This is a genomic window from Bacteroides uniformis (genome assembly GCF_025147485.1).
In the GTDB taxonomy this organism is placed as follows: Bacteria; Bacteroidota; Bacteroidia; order Bacteroidales; family Bacteroidaceae; genus Bacteroides; species Bacteroides uniformis.
This window is the reverse complement of sequence record NZ_CP102263.1, coordinates 3,304,361-3,327,677: the sequence shown is the minus strand read 5'-3', so window position 1 is coordinate 3,327,677 and position 23,317 is coordinate 3,304,361. Positions and strand designations below refer to the sequence as shown.

At 50.7% G+C, this 23,317-nt stretch carries 18 protein-coding genes; 10 read left to right on the top strand and 8 right to left on the bottom strand.

The window, feature by feature from the left end; all coding sequences use genetic code 11:
• The first annotated feature begins 6 nt into the window (after positions 1 to 6).
• From cobM to NQ510_RS13270, 4 genes are all read left to right on the top strand, one after another.
• Positions 7 to 1,860 carry a precorrin-4 C(11)-methyltransferase gene (cobM, locus tag NQ510_RS13285; protein ID WP_005829394.1) on the top strand — a complete coding sequence of 618 codons (1,854 nt, stop codon included), beginning with the start codon at positions 7 to 9 and terminating at the stop codon, positions 1,858 to 1,860.
• A gap of 32 nt (positions 1,861 to 1,892) precedes the next feature.
• Positions 1,893 to 3,788 carry a cobalt-precorrin-5B (C(1))-methyltransferase CbiD gene (gene cbiD, locus NQ510_RS13280; RefSeq protein ID WP_005829395.1) on the top strand — a complete coding sequence of 632 codons (1,896 nt, stop codon included), beginning with the start codon at positions 1,893 to 1,895 and terminating at the stop codon, positions 3,786 to 3,788.
• Entirely contained in the window at positions 3,785 to 4,456 is a 672-nt protein-coding gene (locus NQ510_RS13275) for an outer membrane beta-barrel protein (RefSeq protein ID WP_005829398.1), read from the top strand. The genes cbiD and NQ510_RS13275 overlap by 4 nt, the downstream gene beginning before the upstream one ends.
• A gap of 67 nt (positions 4,457 to 4,523) precedes the next feature.
• Positions 4,524 to 5,609, top strand: a complete 1,086-nt coding sequence (locus tag NQ510_RS13270; protein ID WP_005829400.1) for a linear amide C-N hydrolase — start codon at positions 4,524 to 4,526, stop codon at positions 5,607 to 5,609.
• Between the two features lie 13 nt (positions 5,610 to 5,622).
• Here NQ510_RS13270 and NQ510_RS13265 read toward each other — a convergent pair whose 3' ends face one another.
• From NQ510_RS13265 to NQ510_RS13235, 7 genes are all read right to left on the bottom strand, one after another.
• Positions 5,623 to 7,002 carry an MATE family efflux transporter gene (locus tag NQ510_RS13265; protein ID WP_005829402.1) on the bottom strand — a complete coding sequence of 460 codons (1,380 nt, stop codon included), beginning with the start codon at positions 7,000 to 7,002 and terminating at the stop codon, positions 5,623 to 5,625.
• Positions 6,999 to 8,018, bottom strand: a complete 1,020-nt coding sequence (locus NQ510_RS13260) for an ABC transporter ATP-binding protein (protein ID WP_005829404.1) — start codon at positions 8,016 to 8,018, stop codon at positions 6,999 to 7,001. The genes NQ510_RS13265 and NQ510_RS13260 overlap by 4 nt, the downstream gene beginning before the upstream one ends.
• Positions 8,011 to 9,048, bottom strand: coding sequence for an iron ABC transporter permease (locus NQ510_RS13255; RefSeq protein WP_034525821.1), 1,038 nt, complete (start codon positions 9,046 to 9,048; stop codon positions 8,011 to 8,013). Before NQ510_RS13255 ends, NQ510_RS13260 begins: the two co-directional genes overlap by 8 nt.
• Positions 9,048 to 10,217, bottom strand: coding sequence for an ABC transporter substrate-binding protein (locus tag NQ510_RS13250; RefSeq protein ID WP_008663401.1), 1,170 nt, complete (start codon positions 10,215 to 10,217; stop codon positions 9,048 to 9,050). The genes NQ510_RS13255 and NQ510_RS13250 overlap by 1 nt, the downstream gene beginning before the upstream one ends.
• A 102-nt stretch (positions 10,218 to 10,319) precedes the next feature.
• Positions 10,320 to 11,675 (bottom strand): FAD-dependent oxidoreductase, encoded by a 1,356-nt coding sequence (locus NQ510_RS13245; protein WP_005829411.1) that lies wholly within the window; start codon positions 11,673 to 11,675, stop codon positions 10,320 to 10,322.
• Between the two features lie 4 nt (positions 11,676 to 11,679).
• Positions 11,680 to 12,270 carry a DUF417 family protein gene (locus NQ510_RS13240; RefSeq protein ID WP_005829413.1) on the bottom strand — a complete coding sequence of 197 codons (591 nt, stop codon included), beginning with the start codon at positions 12,268 to 12,270 and terminating at the stop codon, positions 11,680 to 11,682.
• A 90-nt stretch (positions 12,271 to 12,360) separates the two neighbouring features.
• Positions 12,361 to 13,218, bottom strand: a complete 858-nt coding sequence (locus NQ510_RS13235; protein ID WP_008663399.1) for an AraC family transcriptional regulator — start codon at positions 13,216 to 13,218, stop codon at positions 12,361 to 12,363.
• Between the two features lie 122 nt (positions 13,219 to 13,340).
• Between NQ510_RS13235 and NQ510_RS13230 the strand changes: the two genes are divergently transcribed.
• From NQ510_RS13230 to NQ510_RS13205, 6 genes are all read left to right on the top strand, one after another.
• Positions 13,341 to 14,048 carry a precorrin-2 C(20)-methyltransferase gene (locus NQ510_RS13230; protein WP_172681014.1) on the top strand — a complete coding sequence of 236 codons (708 nt, stop codon included), beginning with the start codon at positions 13,341 to 13,343 and terminating at the stop codon, positions 14,046 to 14,048.
• Positions 14,049 to 14,139: 91 nt separating this feature from the next.
• A complete protein-coding gene (locus NQ510_RS13225; RefSeq protein WP_005836647.1) occupies positions 14,140 to 14,535 on the top strand; it encodes a DUF1573 domain-containing protein in 396 nt (131 codons plus the stop codon).
• A gap of 97 nt (positions 14,536 to 14,632) precedes the next feature.
• Positions 14,633 to 16,624: an OPT family oligopeptide transporter gene (locus NQ510_RS13220; RefSeq protein ID WP_005829422.1), complete on the top strand. Its 1,992-nt coding sequence runs from the start codon at positions 14,633 to 14,635 to the stop codon at positions 16,622 to 16,624.
• 18 nt (positions 16,625 to 16,642) lie between these two features.
• Positions 16,643 to 17,530, top strand: coding sequence for an alpha/beta hydrolase (locus NQ510_RS13215; RefSeq protein WP_005829424.1), 888 nt, complete (start codon positions 16,643 to 16,645; stop codon positions 17,528 to 17,530).
• Between the two features lie 8 nt (positions 17,531 to 17,538).
• A complete protein-coding gene (locus NQ510_RS13210) occupies positions 17,539 to 20,760 on the top strand; it encodes a glycoside hydrolase family 2 TIM barrel-domain containing protein (RefSeq protein ID WP_005829426.1) in 3,222 nt (1,073 codons plus the stop codon).
• 97 nt (positions 20,761 to 20,857) lie between these two features.
• Positions 20,858 to 21,646, top strand: a complete 789-nt coding sequence (locus NQ510_RS13205; protein WP_005829430.1) for an N-acetylmuramoyl-L-alanine amidase-like domain-containing protein — start codon at positions 20,858 to 20,860, stop codon at positions 21,644 to 21,646.
• A gap of 78 nt (positions 21,647 to 21,724) precedes the next feature.
• On the opposite strand, the gene NQ510_RS13200 is transcribed toward NQ510_RS13205, so the two are convergent.
• Positions 21,725 to 23,287, bottom strand: a complete 1,563-nt coding sequence (locus NQ510_RS13200; protein WP_005829431.1) for an ATP-binding protein — start codon at positions 23,285 to 23,287, stop codon at positions 21,725 to 21,727.
• Positions 23,288 to 23,317: the final 30 nt, after the last annotated feature.

The window sequence follows — 23,317 nt, the reverse complement described above, 5'->3', positions numbered from 1 at the left end:
CCCATTATGAAAACAGCTATTATTCTAATCTCCGAAGCCGGTTTGAGCATAGCCCAATCACTGCTCAACGAACTTCCCGACTCCGAAATCTTCACCCTCAGGCACGAAGAGGGATGCACACATATAGAATCCGCCGGCAAATTCACAGCGGAAAACTTCAACCGCTATGATGCCTTTGTCTTCATTGGCGCCATGGGAATCTGTGTCCGCACCATCGCTCCTTGCGTGAAGAACAAATATACCGACCCTGCCGTGATTTGCGTGGACAGTACCGGTAAATTTGCCATCTCCGTACTTTCCGGACACATCGGAGGAGCCAACGAACTGACCCACCAGGTAGCGAATATCCTCGGGGCCGAACCGGTAGTCACCACGCAAAGCGACTGCACCGGTCTATGGGGACTCGATACCCTGCCCCAACGTTTCGGGTGGTTTCCGGTCATCAACGCCGAACCCTCCACCCTCCTGCTGGCAGAACTTGCCAAGACGCCCGAAGAGAAAAAAAGAGTATGCATGAACGAGCATATCAGCCTCTTCGTTTCCGGCAAGCCCACCGCCCTGCTGCTCACGGTGCGCAATGAAGGCACGGACTGGATGGAGGCGCACCTGCCGCCTCATGTAGAAGTATTCTACCGGGTGCAGGACATTAAACCTTCACGCTTCAAACTGATTCTGTGCGTATCTCCCCAAGTCCCCAACTTCCCGGAAATGCCTATGATATGCTACGTGCCCTGTGTCGTACACCTCGGCATCGGCCTTGCCCGGCTGGCAGGTCCCGTGCGGAAAGTGGAGAAAGAGATTATGAACACACTGAAGGAATACGGCATCATGCCCCAAAGCATCGCCTCCATCTCCACGATTAAAGCTAAAAGTGACGAACCGGTAGTGAAAGCGCTCCAAAAGAAGTTCCCGGTCTACTTCTATACAGCCGAGGAACTGGCAGAGATAGAGGTGCCCCATCCCAGCAAAACCGTCATGAAGCACATGGGTACCCCCAGCGTCAGTGAAGCCGCCGCCTTACTGAGTGCAAACAACTCCCGGCTGCTGGTGCCCAAGAAGAAAGGAGAGAACTATACCGTGGCCGCCGCCCTTGACATAAGAACTGTGCGCCAGGGCCACATCGAAATAGTGGGTGCCGGCCCGGGCGACCCGGACCTGGTTTCCGTACGCGGACGCCAAATGCTGGAACGCGCCGACCTCATTCTGTATGCCGGCAGCCTCGTTCCCAAGGAGCTGACTCTCTGTGCCAAGGCCGGTGCTACCGTACTCAGCTCCGCTTCCATGGATTTGGAAGAACAATTTGAAGTGATGAAGAAGTTCTATGACAAGGGAAAATTCATCGTACGCCTGCATACGGGTGACCCATGTATCTATGGTGCCATTCAGGAACAGATGAACTACTTTGACCAGCACGGCATGAGCTACCACATCACCCCCGGCATATCCTCCTTCCAGGCGGCGGCAGCTGCCTTGAAGTCGCAGTTCACCATTCCGGAAAAAGTGCAAAGCATCATCCTAACACGCGGCGAAGGACGTACGCCCATGCCCGAACGCGAAAAGCTACATCTCATGGCACGCTCACAAAGTACCATGTGCATCTTCCTCAGTGCAAGCATTGCGGAGCAGGTGCAGGAAGAACTGTTGCAGGAATATCCGGAAACTACCCCCGTAGCTGTCTGCTACCACTTGACATGGAAAGACGAACAAATATTCAGGGGGGAACTCAAAGACCTTGCCAGAATAGTGAAGGAAAATAACCTCACCTTGACAACCATGATTGTCGTAGGCGAAGCCATCGGCAACCGTGAAGGTCTGTCACGGCTCTATGCACACGAGTTCAAGCATCTGTACCGGAAATAAATCAACGATTAATCACCCATAAACATTCAAACATGATATTAATATTTGGCGGAACCACCGAAGGACGCATAGCCATCCAAACCCTTGAAGAAGCCGGAAAAACTTTCTACTATTCTACCAAAGGGGATGAGCAGGACGTACTTCTGCATAATGGCATCCGCCTGCAAGGCGCGATGGATGCAATAGAAATAGAAACATTCTGTGCACAGCATCACATAAAGCTGCTGATAGACGCCGCGCACCCCTTTGCCACACAGCTGCATGAGACTCTGGAACAAGTCTCCGTGGAATCGAATATCCCCGTCATCCGTTTCGAGCGTATCTTCCCGGAACGCGATGAAGAACACATCACCTGGTGCAGGGATTATGACGATGCCATCGAGAAGATACAGAAAGAAAAGATTTTCATCTTACTTGCACTGACCGGCGTACAGACCATAGGTAAGCTGAAGCCTTTGTGGCAGAATGCCTGCTGTTACTTCCGCATCCTCGACCGTAACAGCTCGCGCAAGCTCGCCCGGGAACAGGGCTTCTCCGAGAAGAACCTCTACTACTACACACCCGGAGAAGACGAGCAAGTCCTGATGAAACAGCTTCATCCCGAAGCCATACTCCTCAAGGAAAGCGGGATATCCGGTGGATTCTGCGAGAAGGTGGAAGCTGCCCGGCAACTGGGTATACGCATCTTTGCCATCCGACGCCCCGAGACATCCGGCAAGTTTATCTGTGTAAACGGCGAGCATGGCCTGCGCCGCATAGTCGAGAAACATTTACCCGACTTCTTCCCCCTGCGCAGCGGACTGACTACCGGAACATGTGCCGCCGCTGCCGCCGTAGCCGCCACCTGGGATGTATTCAATATCTACTTCAAAAAGCGTCCTACGGAATTTCCGGTAGTTCTTCCCAACGGAGAAACCATACAGGTTCCCGTAGAGCCGCAGCACCATATTCCCCACTCCGACCTTCTGGAAAACGGTGACGGCATGTTCGAGACAAGCGCTACCGTCATCAAGGATGCCGGCGACGACCCGGACATCACCAACGGGATGAAAGTTGTGGCCAATATAGCCATACCTTTCCGCATAGACGACCCGCTGCCGGAAGACACTCCCCAGGACGACTACAACATCATCGTCTGCGGCGGCGAAGGCGTAGGTGTCATCACCATGCCCGGTCTGGGACTTGAGCTCGGTAGCTCTGCCATCAACGACACCCCACGCGAAATGATAAAGAAGAACGTCAAGCTATGGCTTGAACGCCTCCATATTGCCAAACAGCCCAATCCTATTCTCATTACCATCTCCATCCCCGGTGGAGAAGAAATAGCCAAACGCACCTTCAATCCCCGCCTCGGTATCGAAGGAGGCATTTCCATTATCGGGACCTCCGGCATCGTGAAGCCATTCTCCTCGGAAGCCTTCATCAATTCCATCCGGAAGTCCATGGAAGTGGCAAAGGCAACCCGGAACCCTCGTATCGTCATCAGCTCCGGCGCAAAGAGCGAACGTTTCATCAAGGCGTATTATCCCGACCTCCCCACCCAGGCTTTCGTGCATTACGGCAACTTTATCGGCGAAACCTTGAAAATAGCAGCCGAAGAGCAAGTACCGCACGTCACCCTCGGCGTGATGATGGGAAAGGCCGTGAAACTGGCCGAAGGCAATCTGGATACCCACAGCAAGAAAGTGACCATGAATAAGGAATTCATTCAAGACCTGGCACGCCAGACGGGATGCAGCGAAGAAACACTTGCCGCCATCGGACAGATGAACCTGGCGCGTGAACTCTGGGACATCATTCCCGAAGAGCTGCTGGAAAAGTTTGGCAAGGCACTGATTGAGCTCTGTCACCGGCACTGTGACCCCTTGCTGCCCAACAGCGAACTAACAGTATTACTCATAACCGAAAACGGAAAAATTTACTCATGAAGAAGAAGATAATCATTACCGTCTGTATGGCAATGACCGTACTGACCGGTCTGGCACAAAGCCCGCTGTCCTTTCATGCAAAAGCTGGAATCGGTACCTCCCATTTTCATGGAAAACACTCCAGTAGTGACACCCAAATAGCTTACAAAGCTGGTGTCGGTGCAGAATATGTCCTCAACAAGACCTGGGTGCTGCAATCCGCATTGGAATTCGTGTCCATCGGCGGTAAAGACGAGATAAGCCACATCGGCAAGGCCAAAATGCATGAACTGTATCTGCAAATCCCCCTCATGATAGCGGCCCGCCTCCATCTGGGCAAGGATTATCATGCCTCGCTGAGTGTCGGCCCTTATGCGGCCATAGGTGTGGCAGGCAAGACCTCCGGCGAAACCTACGAATATAGTAGCAGTATCCAGGGAGGATACCAGTTCAAGATAGACACTTTCGGCAGCATGGTAGACGGGAAAATGGGTAACAACCGTTTCGATGCAGGTATTGCCTTGGGACTTACTTTTGAATACAGAAGATTCATCATCGGTGCAGAGACACAAGTGGGACTGGTAAAAGTCAATGAGCAGATAAACCAGATGATAGGTCATTCGGAAGAAGGAGGATATTTTCCCAAGAACTTCGCCGCATTCTTCACGCTGGGGTACCGGTTCTGGTAAGGGAACATTTTGCCATACAGAGTTGTTTAGTATACAAACAGATACTCAACAATATAAACTGAATAATATGGCAAAAAGAATTCCTATCCTGCTGGCAGCAATGACAGCCCTCACCTTCGCCCCTCAAACAGCAGAGGCATGTACCGGTATCACCCTGACGGCCAAAGACAATGCGCACGTCGTAGCCCGCACCATCGAATGGGGAGGCAGTGAGCTGAACAGCCAGTACGTCATCGTACCGCGCGGTTATTCGCAACAATCACTGACACCCGGAGGCAGTCTGTCCGGCATGGAGTTCACCTCACGCTATGGCTACGTAGGCCTGGCAGTGGAGCAAAAGGAGTTCGTGGCCGAAGGTCTGAATGAAGCCGGGCTCTCCGCCGGGCTGTTCTACTTTCCCGGATATGGCAAATATGAGGAGTACGACCCCACACGAAAAGCGTCGAGCATAGCCGATTTACAATTGGTATCATGGCTGTTGGGAAGCTTTTCTACTGTGGACGAGGTAAAGGAGGCTATTGAAAATGTAACGGTCATAGCCATTGACCCACGCGCCTCCACCGTACATTGGCGGATTGCAGACAAGACCGGCCGCCAACTGGTATTGGAGTTCATCGACGGACAGCCCCGTTTCTATGAAAACAAACTGGGAGTATTGACAAACTCCCCCGGCTTTGACTGGCAGATGACCAACTTAAACAATTATGTGAACCTCTACCCGGGCAGTGCCGAAAGCAAATCGCTGGGCAATGTGACTATAGCCCCTTTCGGTTCGGGAAGCGGCTTTTTGGGAATTCCGGGAGATGTGACTCCCCCTTCCCGCTTTATCCGTGCCGCTTTCTACCAGACTTCTACACCACCACAGAATACCGCACAGGAAACCGTTCTCCAATGTTTTCAGATACTGAATAACTTTGATATACCCGTAGGCATCGAGTTTCCCCTCGGCCAGGTTCCTGCCAATATTCCAAGTGCCACCCAATGGACATCGGCCACAGATATGACAAACGGTATCATCTACTATCGCACCATGTACAACAGTACAATCAGAAGCATTGATTTGAGACAGATAGACTTCGGGCGCATCGAGTACCATGCAGCTCCCCTCGATAAAGTGAAGCGGCAACCGATAGCTCCCGTGAAAATTGAATAGGGACGCAGAAACTTCAAGATTGCCGCTGTTGCAGTTGTTCCGCCTCCTTCCTCTTCATCTCCGCCAGCACCCCGCAGGTCAATGGAATGGCGAGGAAGAAGGTCAGCATGTCCGACGCCGCCTGGCACATCTCCACCCCTTTCAGTCCTAAGAAATAAGGAAGAATGAAGATGAGGGGGATGAAGAACAGCCCTTGACGGGCAGAGGAAAGTATCGTAGCGCGTACGGGCTTGCGGATAGTCTGCAGCATCATGTTGCTGACCACAATCCATGCACCCAACGGATAGGTGATGAACTGCCAGCGCAATGCTGCCGCACCGGTAGCTACAACAGCAGGGTCTCCCTTGCGGAAGATGGAGACAATCTCCTCGGCATATCCCATACCTGCCACCGCACAAACCAGCAAAAAGAAAAAGCCTACCTTCACACAGAACCAGAATCCTTGGCGCACTCTGGCATACAGCCCGGCACCATAATTGAATCCGCATACCGGTTGGAAGCCTTGCCCGAAACCAATTAGGAAAGCATTGATAAACATAGAGATACGCGTCACAATGGACATCCCTGCAATAGCTGCGTCACCATATGCACCGGCCGCCACGTTCAGCAAAATGGTTGCCACGCTTGCCAGTCCCTGCCGGGTGAGTGACGGAGTTCCACCCCCAATAATTTCCTTGATGAAAGCCAGTGTAGGCGTAAAGTTTCTGTAACGTATACGTATATTTCCTCCTCTGCGCCCCATATATAGCAAAAGGATGAAACTACATATCTGGCTGACTACTGTGGCCAGTGCGGCACCGGATATGCCCATATCGCATACAAAAATCAGGATAGGGTCGAGCACCACGTTGATGACCGCCCCACTCACAATCCCCACCATGGCATACGCCGCATTACCTTGAAAACGTATTTGGTTATTCAGCACCAATGAGGCGGTCATAAAAGGAGTACCCAGCAGAATGATTCCCAAATAGCGCTCCGTATACGGAAGAATAGTAGGCGTCGACCCCAAAGCAAGGGAAAGCGGTGTAAGGAACAGCAATCCCAGCACAGCCAGAGCCGCTCCGATAAACAAGGCAAAAAAGAAGCCGGTGGATGCCATCTTCTCGGCACTCTCCGTTTCCTGCGCCCCCAACTTACGGGAGATGTAGTTCCCCGAACCATGACCGAAGAAGAATCCCACAGCCTGGATAATGGACATCACAGAAAACACGATACCTACGGCAGCCGTAGACTGGGTATTTATTTTACCCACAAAATAGGTATCTGCCATGTTGTAGAAGGACGTCACCAGCATGCTGATGATGGTCGGCACAGCCAATGACGTAATCAGCCGGGGGACCGGAGTCGTCGTTAAGTGGACATAATTATCCTTTGCAGAATGGTGCATCATAGGGAATGGAATGACAAGACTATTTGCAGCAATTTCTCAATGGAGTACACTGTTACCGGCTCCTTGCCCGGTCGATGGAATACGAAGCTGCCGTCTCCCTTCAAATCTCCGGTTTCGATATAAATCTCCGATTCAACATTCCGGTTTGCCAGAATCCCGTTTCTCTGGAGTGCCTTGCGCACCATGGCATACTTCTGCCCGTGGCCCGCCAAGCGTATCTGGGAGGTATATTCATTGGCTACCCTGAACAGTCCCGTTTCCAAATCAAAGGCAATACCCTTACGGGCAAAGAAATTGCTCAGGCTGCCGTTCAACGAAAGGTCCTCGGGAGTACCGATAGTTACGCCGTTCACCTTGTCCATCAGCCATATTTTGTCCGCTATCTGCAGGGCCAGTTCCAAGTCGTGAGTAGAAAGGAAAATCGTCTTGTCCGTTTGCCGGCTGAGCTGGTGAAGCAGTTGCATCATCTCTACTTTACTGGGAAAATCAAGGAAAGCTGTCGGTTCATCCAGATAGATGACGGGAGTTTCCTGGGCGAGCGCCTTGGCTATCATCACCTTCTGCCGTTCACCGTCACTCAGCGTATGCACCATGCGGTGCGCCAGGTGGGGAATGCCTACCAGGGCGATGGATTTGTCCACCACAGTCTTGTCCTCTTTCGAAAGAGTTCCCCAGAAACCGGTGTAGGGGCTACGCCCCAGACCTATCAGTTCTACGACGGACATATTGCGTATATCGCACTTCTCCGTCAGCACCACACTAATGACGCGCGAAAGCTGCTTGTCGGTATAGTCCCCAATCTCTTTTCCTTCAATAAATATGTTTCCTCCAAGTTTTGGCTGGAAGGCAGACAACGTACGAAGCAGCGTGGACTTCCCCACTCCATTAGCTCCCAACAAGCAAGTCAGCTCACCACTGTTGATTCCGGCGCAAATGCCGTCTGCCACCACTTTCACATCCCCCTTGCCGGGGTAACCGATGGAAAGATTCTCTATATGTATGGTTTCCTTATTCATTCAATTCTCCTTTCCGTTTTCTAAAAAGTACAGAAGCCACTACCGGCGCACCTACCAGTGCCGTCACCGAGTTGACCGGCAAAGCTCCCTCGAAGCCGGGCATACGGGCTATCAGATTGCAGACCAATGCCAGGGAAGCGCCTACCAGCAATGTGGCAGGCATCAACACCCGATGGTCCGAAGAGTGGAAGATGGCACGGCACAGATGGGGAACCGCCAATCCGATAAACATAATCGGACCGCAATAGGCCGTTACAATAGCCACCAGCACACCGGAGCATGAGATAACCAGCAGGCGTGCCCGCTTGATGTTCAGTCCCAGATTGCGTGCATAGCCATCGCCCAGCAGCAACAGATTCATCGTCTTTATCAGCAGGAAGGACAACGGAAGCAGCACAGCCATGATGCAGACAAACAGCACCATCTGGTCGCCCGAAACACGGGCAAAGCTACCCAATCCCCAAATGACATATGCACGTATATCTTCCTCCACACTGAAATATTTCAATACGCCGATGACGGCACTTGCCACATAGCCTATCATCACACCGATTATCAGCAGCGTCACGTTGCCCTTCACCTTCTGGGAGACATAGACAATGAGCGCCATCACAGCCAGCGCACCGATAATGGCGGCAACCGACAAGGCAACCTCGCCCATATACCCCAAACGGCTCAATGCCACACCGCCCATCGCCCCGGACAGCAATACCACACAAGCCACACCCAGGCTGGCACCTGAACTGATGCCCAATACCGAAGGCCCTGCCAGCGGATTGCGGAACACCGTCTGCATCTGCAGACCGCTGACTGACAGCCCTGCTCCCGCCACCAATGCCGTCAACGCCTGGGGCACGCGGGACTTCCAGATGATATTCTGCCAAATAACGGATTCATCCGTATTTCCCCACAATATATTCCACACAGAGCGCAGAGGAATGTGAACCGACCCAAAAAGCAGGTTCAGCAGGAAAAAAAGAAAGATAGATGCCAGTGTCAGCAACATCAACGGAAGTATGGGTCTTTTTATCATTTCAGCAGTTCGTAGTAAGTCGGTTTATAGTCGGGCAACAAATCGGGATGGAAAGCATGTATCAGGTCTTCCAATACAATTTCGGGCTGCATGGGCATACTTTCGTAGAAGGGTTTCTCACGCATGTTGCAGTATACCACTCCCTTCTCACGGAACGCACGGAAGTCGGCATAACGCGGGTCGAGGGACTTCAAGGCATCATACGTGAACGTCCCGTCATAGCTGTTGACAATGCGCCAATAGTCGGCACTCTCCGCCTGGCTATATACGGTTTCAAAATCCAGCGTGACACCTCCCGAACGGGGATCGTCTTTCAAGAAATAATCCGCACCGGCATCACGGAACAGTTCGGCAAGAAAGCTCTTTCCTCCCACTGCATACCAGTTGCCACCCCGTATCTCGCCGCTGAATACCATCGGACGCTTCTTCACGTTGGCAGCCAGCTCCTTCAATTCGTTATAGCGCTTCTCTATCGCAGCAAACTTTTCATTCGCCTCCACTTCCTGGCCTATAAACATGCCGATGAATTTTATCCATTCAGCCTGCCCCAACGGGGTCATCTCCTTATATCCCAAATGGGGAACCAGTGGAATACCGATTTCCCGCATGGCATCATATCCGCCCCGCTTGAAAGGAGAGATAAAGATAACATCCGGATTCATGCTCATTATCACTTCATTATCAAAGTTCCCTTCGATACCAATCTTCACGGTCTCGCCGGACTTCAAACGGTCGTTCATCTCCTTGTTGAAGAGATGGCGCGTACTGGTGATGCCCACCACATAATCGCAGGCATCCAGACGGATGAAGTTGGAAAGTTGCAGGGATGTCATACACATAACGTGCTCTACCGGCGTTTCAATCACCGTATAGTCGCTCGGTATACCGACAGGCTTTATGCCTTTCGGTACCAGCGCATAGTGGAAAGTGCTGCTGCTTTCTTTTTGAGGGTCGTGTATATCCACCAGACGGACATGGTGCGGAAGATATTTCACCGTATAGCCTTTGGCATAGCACGGTACAATGGTAGCTGCCGTGTCTGTCGTAACCGGAGAATAGCCCGTTTCGGAAGAAGATTCGGTAGTAGTCTGTCTTGATTTTAAGCCGCAAGAGGTTACGCATAAAATGCACAGCAGTGCAATGCCTATGGCAGATATCCGGGTCATGACTATTGGGGTTTATAGAATTCGGGCACAATATTCGTCATTTTTGGGGAAATACGCAAATGCTCTTCCCGCAAATTGGTGGATATTGTGCCTAAATAATCTTTAAAAGCCCATCAAGTCATTCAGCGCTTCGCTCATGCTGGGATGTGTAAAGACAAAATCACGGAGGAAGGTATATTCCTGCCCGGTCTTCATGGCCATTGCCACCAGGTTGATGACCTCGCTCGATTCCGGACCAAACAGCGTACATCCCACTATCTTGTCCGTATCGGCGTCCACCACCACCTTGAACAATCCGTTCGTATCGCCCAAAGTCCTGGCACGCGGAACAGCGGCTACCGGCAGTTTGTTGACCTTTATATTCAATCCTTTCTTGCGTGCTTCCGCTTCGCTCAGCCCGATGCGTGAAAGCGGCGGGTCGATGAATACCGAATAGCTCACCGGGTCACGGTCGGACACCTTGCGTTCTCCTGCCCCGAAAAGGTCTTCGCGCAGAATGCGGTAATCATCCAAAGAAATGTAGGTAAACTGCAAACCGCCCTTTACATCACCGATAGCATGTATCTTGGGGTTGGTAGTCTGCAAATAGTCGTCCACCACAATAGCACCGCGCTCATTCACCTCTACACCTGCCGCCGCCAGATTCAAGCCAGCCGTATTCGGACGCCGGCCGGTAGCCAGCAGGATGGCATCTGCGTGTAACTGATGTTCCTCTCCCGTGACCGCATCCCGGTAAATGACGTCAGAGTCTTTCACGGACTGCACGCGTGCATTCAGCCTGAAAACGATTCCTTTCTGTTCCAATACCTCCCGGACACTGTCCGCAATGTCCCGGTCCTCCCGGGATATCAGTTCGGAAGAGCCCTCGAGCACCGTGACTTGCGAACCGAATGAAGCATACATGGAAGCAAATTCTAGTCCGATGTATCCCCCACCTACAATGACGAGCTGTGCCGGCAGCTCAGTCAGTTCCATAATGGAGGTGCTGGTATATACCCGTGGGTTACCTTGTATCCCCTCTATCGGTGGAATGACGGTTTCGGCACCCGTATTGATGAATATCCGGGGAGCTTGCAATTGTAATGTCCCTTCCACCATCCCAACTTCCACCACATCCGGACCTGCAAAGGAGCCGATACCCGTATAGACCGTTATATGAGGATTGTCGGCCAGATTGTGATAGTTCTTCTGACGTAGGAAAGAGACGACCTCTTCCTTCCTTGCAATGGACTGACGATAGTATGCCTTCTTGACCTCCCAAGAAGCGTCTTTGTCCGCATGCTTTGCCGCATGCACCAATGTTTTTGTGGGAATGCAACCGATATTGATACATGTCCCTCCGTACATCTTTTCCGAACGCTCCACTACGGCAACGTCCAGCTTCCGTTTTGCCAACTCGGCAGCCAATGTCTTTCCGCCTTTGCCGAATCCGATGATAATGACATCATACTGTTTCATACGTCTATTTCCTTAATTGGTTCAATACTCTTTTTGCACTGTCAGACAGTACGACAATGGCACCGGCAAGAATGGCCGTATCCTTGATGACCAAGCGCCCTGCCCCCGTCAGCAACGGAAAGCCGTGCTCCCCGCTTCCCAAGTCGGGCACCCACACCTCAGGGGTTGTCACCAGGAAAGAGAGGGTACCTATTGTCATGACAATGGCCAGTGCAGCTCCCGCCAGTCCGATTTTCGGAGAGAATATCCCCAGAAATGTCAGAATGCCGATGGTCATAATCAGAATGCCCAGACCGTGAGAGAAACCATACGTATTGTTCTCCACGTGCCACTGATGTTTCGCCTCATTGAACTCGCCCTCTTTCAGCTTATACTCCTTGTACTCCGGGGCACTCTTTGTATAAAAGAAGCTCATGAACGGGCTGTTCGCCACAAAAGGGACAATCCCTTCAGCCTCATAATTCCAGAATTTCAACCCACCAATCCATACGAAAATAACCAGGATGGCTACACGAATCAAATTAACACCCAACTTTTGAGTGGAAGCGGCCAGCGTCAACGCAGCCATAAACAAGTTTTGCAATTTCGTTTTCATCTTTGTTCTACTTTTTAAATGGTTTCAGTAATATGACTTGATTTTTGTTTTTGCAAAGTTCCTTGTTTTCCACCACGTACGAAATGGCAATTATTCCGCAACAGTTGGCAATTCTTCCCGTTTCACTCTTTTCCGGTAGTCCGAGACACTCTCGCCGGTCATTTTCTTGAAAAAACGGCTGAACGCGGACAAGTCTTCGAAGCCCAGAATGGAGCTGATTTCCTTAGCGCTTTTGTGGGTATACAGCAGCAATCTCATGGCTTCTGCCTCAATGCGGTCATGAATCACCCGTAAAGGGGAAGGCAACCCGCAGGTCGAGAACAGATTGGAAAGTGTCTTGGGAGAACGGCAAAGAATATCGGCATAATCCTGCACTTGCTTCTTCTCCTTGAAATGCCGGTCCACTAATACGTAATACTGCCGGATGATGTCAAACGTCTTTTCCTTCTCCTGCCCCACCCCAAAACGCTGGCGCGCAATGCGTGTGCAGGTAATGATGAAACGTTTCAAGACAATCCGCAGCATCTCCTCCTGCAGGTTGTCATGGATGACCGATTCCTGCCGGAAAATGCGGACTATGTCATGCAAGTTGGAAGACTGCCCGGCAGAAAGCGCCAGTCTCATCACCCTGGAAGAGCCATAAAAAAGGAGTCCGTTGCAAGAGACCTCGTTGTCATGTCCATAGATGCAATAAAAATTGCTGTTGAATACAAACGTCAGGTATTCACCGTCCACCTCTTTTACCTCCAGGTGATGCAACGGGGTCAAGGTCACGATTTCATCCTTTTCCAGGCGCATGGGGATATGGTCTATTTCCAGAGTGAGCGTACCGATCTGTACCCAAATGAATTTATACAGAGTCTTGTCACGTTGCAGCGACGCACGCTCATGGTAGCTGGAAGTCATGGCTATGTTGCCATTCAAGCGGGTGTTCAGTTGATAATCCATAAAAAACAGATTGTTTTAGTAAATAACAAAGATAGCGAATATCTTGTTTGCTACTGATTATTTCCCCACTTTTGTAGCCGTTTTGCTGTTCTTTAATTTTTAACTTTAATGTCTTCATGCAAATGTTCCCCGTCATATTTGTATCTCTCGGTCCCGGCGAACCGGAACTGATTACCGTAAAAGGCTTGAAAGCCCTGCAGACAGCCGACTGTATATTCTGTCCCGAGACACTGGCCAAAGATGGAAACAGAGTTTCACGCGCAGCCGACATCCTATTGCAACTCGACATTCCGGAAAACACGGTGCACCGCTTTCCACTCCCCATGAGCAAACAGCGCGAAAAAGCCCTGAGCGCCTACGACGAGGTCTATATGGAGAGCTCCACCCTCCGGCAACAAGGAAAGAAGGTCTGTATCGTTGCCGAAGGAGATGCCGGATTCTACTCTTCCATACATTATGTATATGACAAACTGCAGGCAGACGGCATCCCCGTGAAGCACATCCCCGGTATCCCCGCCTTCATTGCCGCCGGCGCACTGGGCAGGCTCCATGTGGCCAGCCAGGAAGAGCGGCTGACGGTGATACCCGGCATTACTACGACAGAAGAGATAGAGAAACTGACAAGCGAAAACAGTGCGGTTGTCATCATGAAGTTGTCCAGATGCACCGATGAGATTCACCGCTGCATCCGCCTGCATCCCGAATACCGGTATCACTATTTTGAGAATGTAGGCACTCCGGAAGAGAAGTATATCAATGACAGCAAGCGGATAGCGACCATCCGCTTCCCCTATTTTTCCCTGCTTATCATTCGTACAGAGACCTTTTGAGTCCGATTTAATACAATTTCGCACGCCATAGGCATTATTTTAATGAAAATGGGTTACCTTTGCGCCGTTGAAATATAAAAAAGATAAGAACATGAAGAAAGTCGTTTTTTATATGATGCTGCTGGTTATGAGCATCGGTTATGCCTATGCACAAGGAAAGGCAGACATCAAATTCGAACAGACCACCCACAACTTCGGCACATTCTCCGAAAACAGTCCTGTGGTCAGCTACACCTTTAAGTTTACGAACGTAGGCGATGCTCCGCTTGTCATCCATCAGGCTGTAGCTTCCTGCGGATGTACCGTTCCCGAATATTCACAAGAACCGATAGCACCGGGAAAGACTGGAACAGTGAAAGTAACTTATAATGGAACCGGAAGATACCCCGGACACTTCAAGAAATCCATTACCCTGCGCACCAATGCCAAAACGGAAATCATGCGATTGTTTATCGAAGGGGACATGACCGCTAAAGATGCCAAATAAGCATTTTACCATACAGAATTAAGGAGATTTTTTTAAATCTCCTTTTTTTTTGCTTTCTTTGAAGTCTATTAAAGAAAAACATAAAACTACAAAACCTATGAAACAAGAAGAAGAACCTATTACCGGACTACCGGAAAATGCGTTCCGTGAATTGAAACCGGGAGAAGTGTACAACCCTCTGATGAGCCCGGATAAGAAGTATTCAGAAGTAAATGCCTGGTCGGTGACATGGGGTATTCTGATGGCCATCCTCTTTTCGGCCGCAGCCGCCTATCTGGGGCTGAAGGTGGGACAAGTATTCGAAGCCGCCATCCCCATCGCCATCATTGCCGTCGGCGTATCGGGTGCCGCCAAACGCAAAAACGCATTGGGCGAAAACGTCATTATCCAGTCTATCGGTGCCAGCTCGGGCGTCATCGTGGCAGGTGCCATCTTCACCCTTCCGGCACTCTATATTCTCCAAGAGACCTATCCGAAAGAAATCACCGTCACCTTTGCACAAGTCTTTATCAGTTCCCTGCTGGGAGGTGTGCTGGGTATTCTTTTCCTTATCCCCTTCCGCAAATATTTCGTGAGCGACATGCACGGCAAGTATCCCTTCCCCGAGGCGACAGCCACCACACAAGTGCTCGTCTCCGGTGAAAAGGGCGGCAGCCAGGCAAAACCATTACTCATGGCTGGTATTATCGGAGGTCTATACGACTTCATCGTGGCAACCTTCGGCTGGTGGAACGAGAATTTCACTACCCGCGTATGCGGCTTCGGCGAAATGCTGGCCGAGAAAGCCAAGCTGGTATTCAAGGTTAATACGGGTGCTGCCGTGCTCGGTCTGGGTTATATTGTGGGACTGAAATACGCGTCCATCATCTGTGCCGGCTCACTGGCCGTATGGTGGATTATCATCCCCGGTATGTCCATGATTTGGGGAGATTCCGTACTGAACCAATGGAACCCCGAAATCACGGCAACCATAGGCGCTATGGCTCCGGAAGAAATCTTCAAATACTATGCCAAGAGCATCGGTATCGGTGGCATTGCCATGGCAGGTATCATCGGCATTATCAAGTCTTGGGGCATCATCAAGAGTGCCGTAGGACTGGCTGCCAAGGAAATGGGAGGTAAGTCCAACGTGGAAGCCAGTGTGAAACGCACACAGCGGGACATCTCCATGAAGATTATCGCCATCGGTTCCATCATCACGCTGCTGCTGGTTGTTCTCTTCTTCTACTTCGATGTGATGCAGGGCAACTTGACACATACCATTGTAGCTATCCTGCTTGTTGCAGGTATCGCTTTCCTGTTCACCACCGTGGCAGCCAATGCCATTGCGATTGTGGGCACAAACCCCGTATCCGGAATGACGCTGATGACATTAATCCTGGCATCCGTAGTCATGGTAGCCGTAGGGCTGAAAGGTCCCGAAGGGATGGTTGCGGCACTGGTGATGGGCGGTGTTGTATGTACGGCACTGTCCATGGCGGGAGGCTTCATCACAGACTTGAAAATCGGTTACTGGCTGGGTAGCACGCCTGCCAAGCAGGAGACCTGGAAGTTCCTCGGAACCATCGTTTCTGCCGCTACCGTAGGTGGTGTAATGATTATCCTGAACAAGACATACGGTTTCACCAGCGGACAGCTGGCCGCTCCGCAAGCCAATGCCATGGCGGCCGTTATCGAACCTCTGATGAACGGTGTGGGTGCTCCTTGGCTGCTCTACGGCATCGGTGCAGTGCTGGCCGTCATCCTCAATTTCTGCAAGATTCCCGCACTGGCATTTGCATTGGGTATGTTCATCCCATTGGAACTGAATGTTCCGTTGGTAGTGGGCGGTGCCATCAACTGGTACGTGACCAGCCGCAGCAAGGATGCCGCTCTCAATGCCGAACGCGGGGAGAAAGGTACCCTGCTTGCCTCCGGTTTCATTGCCGGCGGTGCATTGATGGGTGTGGCAAGTGCTGCCATGCGTTTCGGAGGAATCAACCTCGTAAACGATGCATGGTTGCAGAACACCTGGTCCGAAGTGCTGGCGCTGGGTGCTTATGCCATTCTGATATTCTACCTCATCAAAGCTTCCATGAAAACCAAATAACTTTTAAATACCAAGAACATGAAAAAGATTCTACTTTTATCTTTTCTATTTGCAGCGACCATGTTATCTGCACAAAAGCCCGTTGAGCTGCCCCTATGGCCCAACGGTGCCCCCAATAACAACGAACTGACCAATTCCGGACAGAACCATAACAACGAATGGGTGTCCGATGTCACCACCCCTACCCTTACGGTGTATCCTGCCTCCCACCCCAACGGCATGGCCATCATCATGTGTCCGGGAGGTGGCTACGGAGGGCTGGCCATGAAGCACGAGGGACACGACATGGCTCCCTGGTTCAACACACAAGGCATCACCTATGCAGTACTGAAATACCGTATGCCCAACGGGCACCATGAAGTGCCCCTTTCCGATGCCGAACAAGCCATCCGCATGGTACGCGAACATGCCGCCGAATGGGGTGTCAATCCTCAGCGTGTAGGCATCATGGGCGCTTCTGCCGGCGGCCATCTGGCAGCTTCGCTTGCCACACTATACAGCGGTGACAAGACCCGTCCCGACTTCCAGATCTTGTTCTATCCGGTGATTTCCATGCAGAAAGGCGTTACCCATGGAGGTTCCCGTAAGAACCTTATCGGAGAAAATCCATCTCAGGAGCTGGAACAAAAATACTCCCTCGAAAGACAAGTGTCCCCACGCACTCCGCAGGCTTTTATCATGCTTTCTTCGGACGACGACGCAGTGCCACCCATCAACGGCATTGGCTATTTCCTCGCCTTGCGCGACCACAAAGTGCCTGCCAGCCTGCATGCCTACCCTACCGGCGGACATGGCTGGGGATTCTGGGACAACTTCACCTACAAGCGTCAATGGACGGAAGAACTGGAGAAGTGGTTGCGTGAAGGGCTCGTATTCCCGGTCTCTGAACCTACCACAAAGAAATAAAAGCAATTATGAATAAAAAGTATTTTTTACTCACTTGCCTCGCAGCGTTTCCCTTTGCCCTGACTGCTCAGGAGAACAATCGCTACGAAGAGATTACCAACCCCAAGCTGACAAGCATCAACCGGGAGCCTGCCCGCAGCACGTTCACCTCCTACGTCACGGAGGCTGATGCCGTCATCAATGACCGCAAGAACGGAACCTTCCGCTTGTCCCTTAACGGGAAATGGAAATTCCATTATGTGGAAACCTTCGCCGACCGCCCCACGGACTTCATGATGGACCGTGTGGACGCCAGCCGCTGGCCGGACATCAATGTACCCGGAAACTGGGAGTTGCAGGGATTCGGTACGCCCATCTATGTGAACCAGCCTTATGAATTCTGTTCTTCGGGCTATCCTCCTTATTGGGACAAGCCCAATCCTCCATACGTTCCCCAAGAATGGAATCCCACCGGCACCTACCGCCGCGAGTTCACTCTTCCGGGAGACTGGGACGATAAGGAAATTTTCCTGAGTGCCGACGGCGTACGCGGGGCAGCCTTCTACTACCTCAACGGCAAGTTTGTAGGCATGAGTAAAGATGCAAAGACTCCGGCGCGTTTCAACGTCAGCGCCATTGCCAAGAAAGGGAAGAATGTCATTGCCATTCAGATACACCGCTTTTCCGATGCCAACTATCTGGAATGCCAGGACTTCTGGCGCATCAGTGGTATCGAACGGGACATTTACTTATATGCCCAGCCTCAAATCCATCTCACGGACTTCAAGGTGGAGTCTCCTTTGGATGAGAACTACCGGAACGGTATCCTCAAGGTAAAGGTGCAGTTTACCAATGAAAGCGGACAAAATTCCCCATTTCTCGTTGGCTACCGCCTGCTGGACAAGAACGACCAGCAGATAGCCCAGTCCTCTACCCAGGTCAGCGGTGACCAGACAGAAGTGGAGTTCACTAAGAAAACCATCCAGGAACCTTTGCAATGGACAGCCGAAACGCCCAACCTCTATACCCTCGTCATCAGCCTAAAGCGACCTAACGGGGATGTGATTGAAGCGACAAGCTGCAAAGTAGGATTCCGCACAGTGGAAATCAAGGACAAGCAATTGCTGGTGAACGGGCAACCCATCCTCGTGAAAGGCGTGAACTATCACGAACACAACGAGAACACCGGTCACTATGTCTCCGAAGAACTGATGAAGAAAGACTTCGAGCTTTGGAAGAGATACAATGTCAATACCGTACGCACTTGCCACTATCCCCAGCAGGAACGTTTCTACGAACTCTGCGATGAATATGGTATCTACGTCATCGACGAAGCCAATATCGAAAGTCACGGCATGGGTTACGACTTGCGGGTAGGCGGTACGCTGGGAAACAATCCGCTCTTCATGAATGCCCATCTCGACCGTACCATGAATATGTACGAACGGGACAAGAACCATCCGTCAGTCATCATCTGGTCGCTGGGCAACGAAGCCGGAAACGGATTGAATTTCTACGTCACCTACAACACCTTGAAGACGCTCGACAGCCGTCCCATCCAGTATGAACGCGCACTGTTGGAATGGAATACGGACATCTACTGCCCGATGTACGCTTCCCCTTCCTATCTGGAGAAGTATGCCCGGAACAAGGAGATGACGCGTCCCCTCATTCTTTGCGAGTATGCCCATGCCATGGGCAACAGCCTCGGCAACTTCCAGGAGTATTGGGACATCATCGAAAAATATCCCATCCTCCAGGGTGGCTGTGTCTGGGATTGGGTAGACCAGGGCTTTGCCGCCAAGACTGACGATGGCCGTAAATACTGGACTTATGGCGGCGACTATGGCGAGAACGGCACTCCCTCTGACGGTAATTTCTGCATCAACGGCGTGGTATATCCCGACCGCAGTGTCAAACCGCAGACGGAAGAGATGGGGAAGGTCTACCAGAACATCAAGTTCCTCGACTTCGACAAGCAGACTTCCACCGTGAAAATCCGCAATGATTTCTCTTTCACCAATCTCGACAAGTACGACTTCTACTACATCATCCGCGACCATGGAAAGGAAGTCTACCGTGGCAAGATTGAAAATATCCATGCTGCACCGGGCAAGACGGTAACCACCGGCTTCCTGAACGGCATACCCAAAGAGAAACAGACAACGGGAGATGTGCGTATCGAGTTCTATGCAGCCATCAAGACGGCAGAGCCTTTCCTCCCGGCCGGCACGGTCATCGCACGCGAACAGACCTACGTCCATACTTTCTACAAGAAAGAGGCTACGGCACAGCAGCCCGCCACTTCTAAGGAAGAGGGAAATTTGGTGGCGTTCTCCGGTCCCGACTTCAAAGCCACCTTCGACAAGCAAAGCGGTCTGCTCACCTCCTATTTATACAAGAAGCACGAGTACATACTGAACGGTCAAGGTCCCCGTCCCTTCTTCTGGCGTGCACCGACGGACAACGACTATGGAGCCAACCTCCCCGTCCGCCTCAAAGCCTGGAAAGAGGCAAGCTATCAGGAACCGAAAGCCGAAAGCTTCCAAGTGACTCCGGGCAGCAATGCCACGACAGTAAAGGTGACCTACCGTTTTCCGCAGACAGAGGCCCGTTGGAACATCACCTATAAGATATATGCCAGCGGAGTCATCAAGGTAGACAACCGCTTCATGGCCGAAGGAGACCAAGCTCCGATGATACCGCGTGTGGGCCTGCGGATGCAGTTGCCGGAAAGCTTTACAGACTTGACCTACTACGGTCGCGGTCCGAAAGAGAATTACCGAGACCGCCGTACCTCCCAGTTCATCGGAGAGTACGCCATCCCGGTCAAGGATATGTACGAGCCGTATGTCCGCCCACAGGAGAACAACCATCGCACGGACATCTATTGGTGCGCCCTTACCGATAAGACGCAACGTGGTTTGCTGCTCATCGCCGACCGCACCTTTGAGCTGAACGCCTCCAACTATCCCCTGGAAAGTATGGACAGCGGCGATACGATTGACAACGGCGCTCCGCGTACCGAAAAGACCCATCACCGCCACCTCACCGACCCTCTGCCGGAAAAGATGGTCGATTTGTTCATTGATTACCGCATGATGGGTGTCGGTGGAGACGACAGTTGGGGCGCAACCGCCCATGAGCCCTATCTGATTCGTCCGGGCAAAGAGAACGCCATTGAATACGGTTTCTCCCTTGTTCCGTTCGATAAAAAGGAGGATTATAAATATTTAATCCGGCAATATTGAATTTAATCCCTCCGGATTAAGCTTTTATAAAAAGGATGTAGTAAATTTGCTGCATCCTTTTTACGTTTAAGAACAATAATAATCAAAAGAGAGAAAAATGAAAACAATGACTAAATTTATGTTCAGCGCCCTCTGCGCCGCAGCCATGGTAACTTCCGTTTCTGCCCAGGGAGGGAAAGATATGTTGAGCAATGGAATAAAGTATCTGGATGTGCCATACGTAGCCCATACACTGGAGGCAGATGGTCCCGAGGAACTCGTCATCAACTGCGATGAGGTAGACTGCACCACGCTGGTGGAATATGTGCTGGCAGAGACACTCACTCCCAAATTAGCCGACGGGGACATCTCGGAAAGCGCTTTCGCCGATAACCTGCAAAAAATCCGTTACCGTGACGGTAAAATCGACGGGTACACTTCCCGCCTGCATTATATTGCCGACTGGATAAACAATGGCGTACGCAACGGCTTCCTTCAAGATGTAACGGGCGCCATGAGTCCCGACACCGAACGGTTGTCTATCTCCTACATGTCTTCCCATCCCCAACTTTACAAGCAGCTGGCCAATTCGCCGGAGAACGTAGCCAAAATGAAGAAGATTGAGCAATCCTTGTCCGGCAAGGAAGTTCACTATCTTCCCAAAGCCAAACTTCCCGCCGATGGTCTCCCGTGGATTAAAGACGGCGATATCATAGCCATCACCACCAACACTCCGGGGCTGGACGTAGCCCACATGGGAATCGCTTTCTATGCGGATAACAAACTCCTGCTGGTACACGCTTCCTCTACCGACAAGAAAGTGGTCGTCTCCAAAGTCCCCTTGTCCCAAATGCTGAAAGACAATAATAAGTGGACGGGAATACGGGTGCTGAGGATGAAGAAATAAAATGAAATACTATAATATGGAAAAGGCGATGAAGAATCAAATCTTCATCGCCTTTTCCGTATATAGGATTGTTCGTTCCTATTCCTCCACGACAATATATTCATCAATATTCCGTGTTTCTTTACTGAAGTTCACACCTACTTTCACTAATTTCCTGCCATCCAAGGTATAAGGAATCAGATACCCCTTCTCATCTATTTGCTTCAGAGCTGCGTCGGCTGTACCGTCCAGTTTGAACTCAAAAACATAAATAGCGGTAGGAGTATGAACTACTGCGTCCGCACGACCACGGCTGCTGCGAACCTCGGACCGGATAAACTGTCCCAGCAAAGTAAACACTACATGAAAAATAACCTGATAATGACGTTCCGTATCATCACTCAACTCGTACGGAATACCGGAGAAGAATATCTTAAGACGCTCCATAAACGCCTCCACATCTCCACTCTTCAATTCACGCATGAATTTAGCGATGTGGAAACCAGTCTCATCATTGGATACATTGGTATAATAGGGTACCAAAAAATTCAGAAAGCCGTAACGAACCTCATCATTTGGAAAGCCTAAAGTGTATAGCTTCACATCATCATCATACCCTTTTATGGTCAAATAACCACTTTGATAAATCATCGGAAGAGGATTATTTGTTTCCGCACGATATTCAGAGAAAGCGGAAGCCAGCACTTCCACTCCATCTATCAATAGACGTATATCGTAATCACTCTGCTTCAGCAAGTCAACCAAGTAAGTAGGTGTGCCGGTCTGAAACCAATAGTACCCCATCTCTTCTGCATCAAAAGCATTCAATACACTGAACGGATTGAACATTCCTACACCTTCCGGATGAAAATGGTAACCATCATATTGACGTTCCATCAAATCAATCACTTCTTGTAAAGATATCCCTCTTCGTTTAGCCAGTCTCTCAAGTTCCGGCAGAAAGGTTTTCACCAACTCCTCTTTGGTAATACCACACAAAGCAGCGTAAGGAGACTTCATGCTGATATCATTCAGCTGGTTCAAGTCACTGAACACACTTACTTGCGCAAACTTGGTCACTCCGGTCAGGAAAACAAAACGAAGATAACGGTCAGCGCTCTTCAAGACACCGTAGAACGCTTTCAATATTTTCCGATACTCATCCAGCAAGTTCTCATCCAAGACCGCTTGAAGCAATGGCTTGTCATACTCATCAATCAGCACAACAACCTGCTTTCCTGTCTGAGTGCATGCCCGCTCTATCACGTAAGCAAAACGCTCTTCCGGACTACGGTCTTTCTTCTCCTGACCATAGAGCAGCTCCCATTTCTCCAGATACTGATTAAGCATAGCCGTCAAGTCAGCAGCAGCTTCATATTTCCGGGCATTCAAATCCAAGTGCAAAACCGGGTATTCTTCCCATTCCTTTTCCAGCTGTTCGATGGCCAAACCTTGAAACAGATCCTTGCGTCCTTGAAAGTAGGCTTCAAAGGTAGAAAGAAGCAGACTCTTGCCAAAACGACGGGGACGGCTCAAGAAATAAGGTTTACCTACATTTGCAATTTGATAAACCATAGCCGTCTTATCTACATAGAGATAACCATCCCTACGTATTTCCTCAAAAGTCTGTATGCCAATCGGCAGTTTACGCATCTGTTCCATGTTATTATTATAACCTGATTGGTATATGAC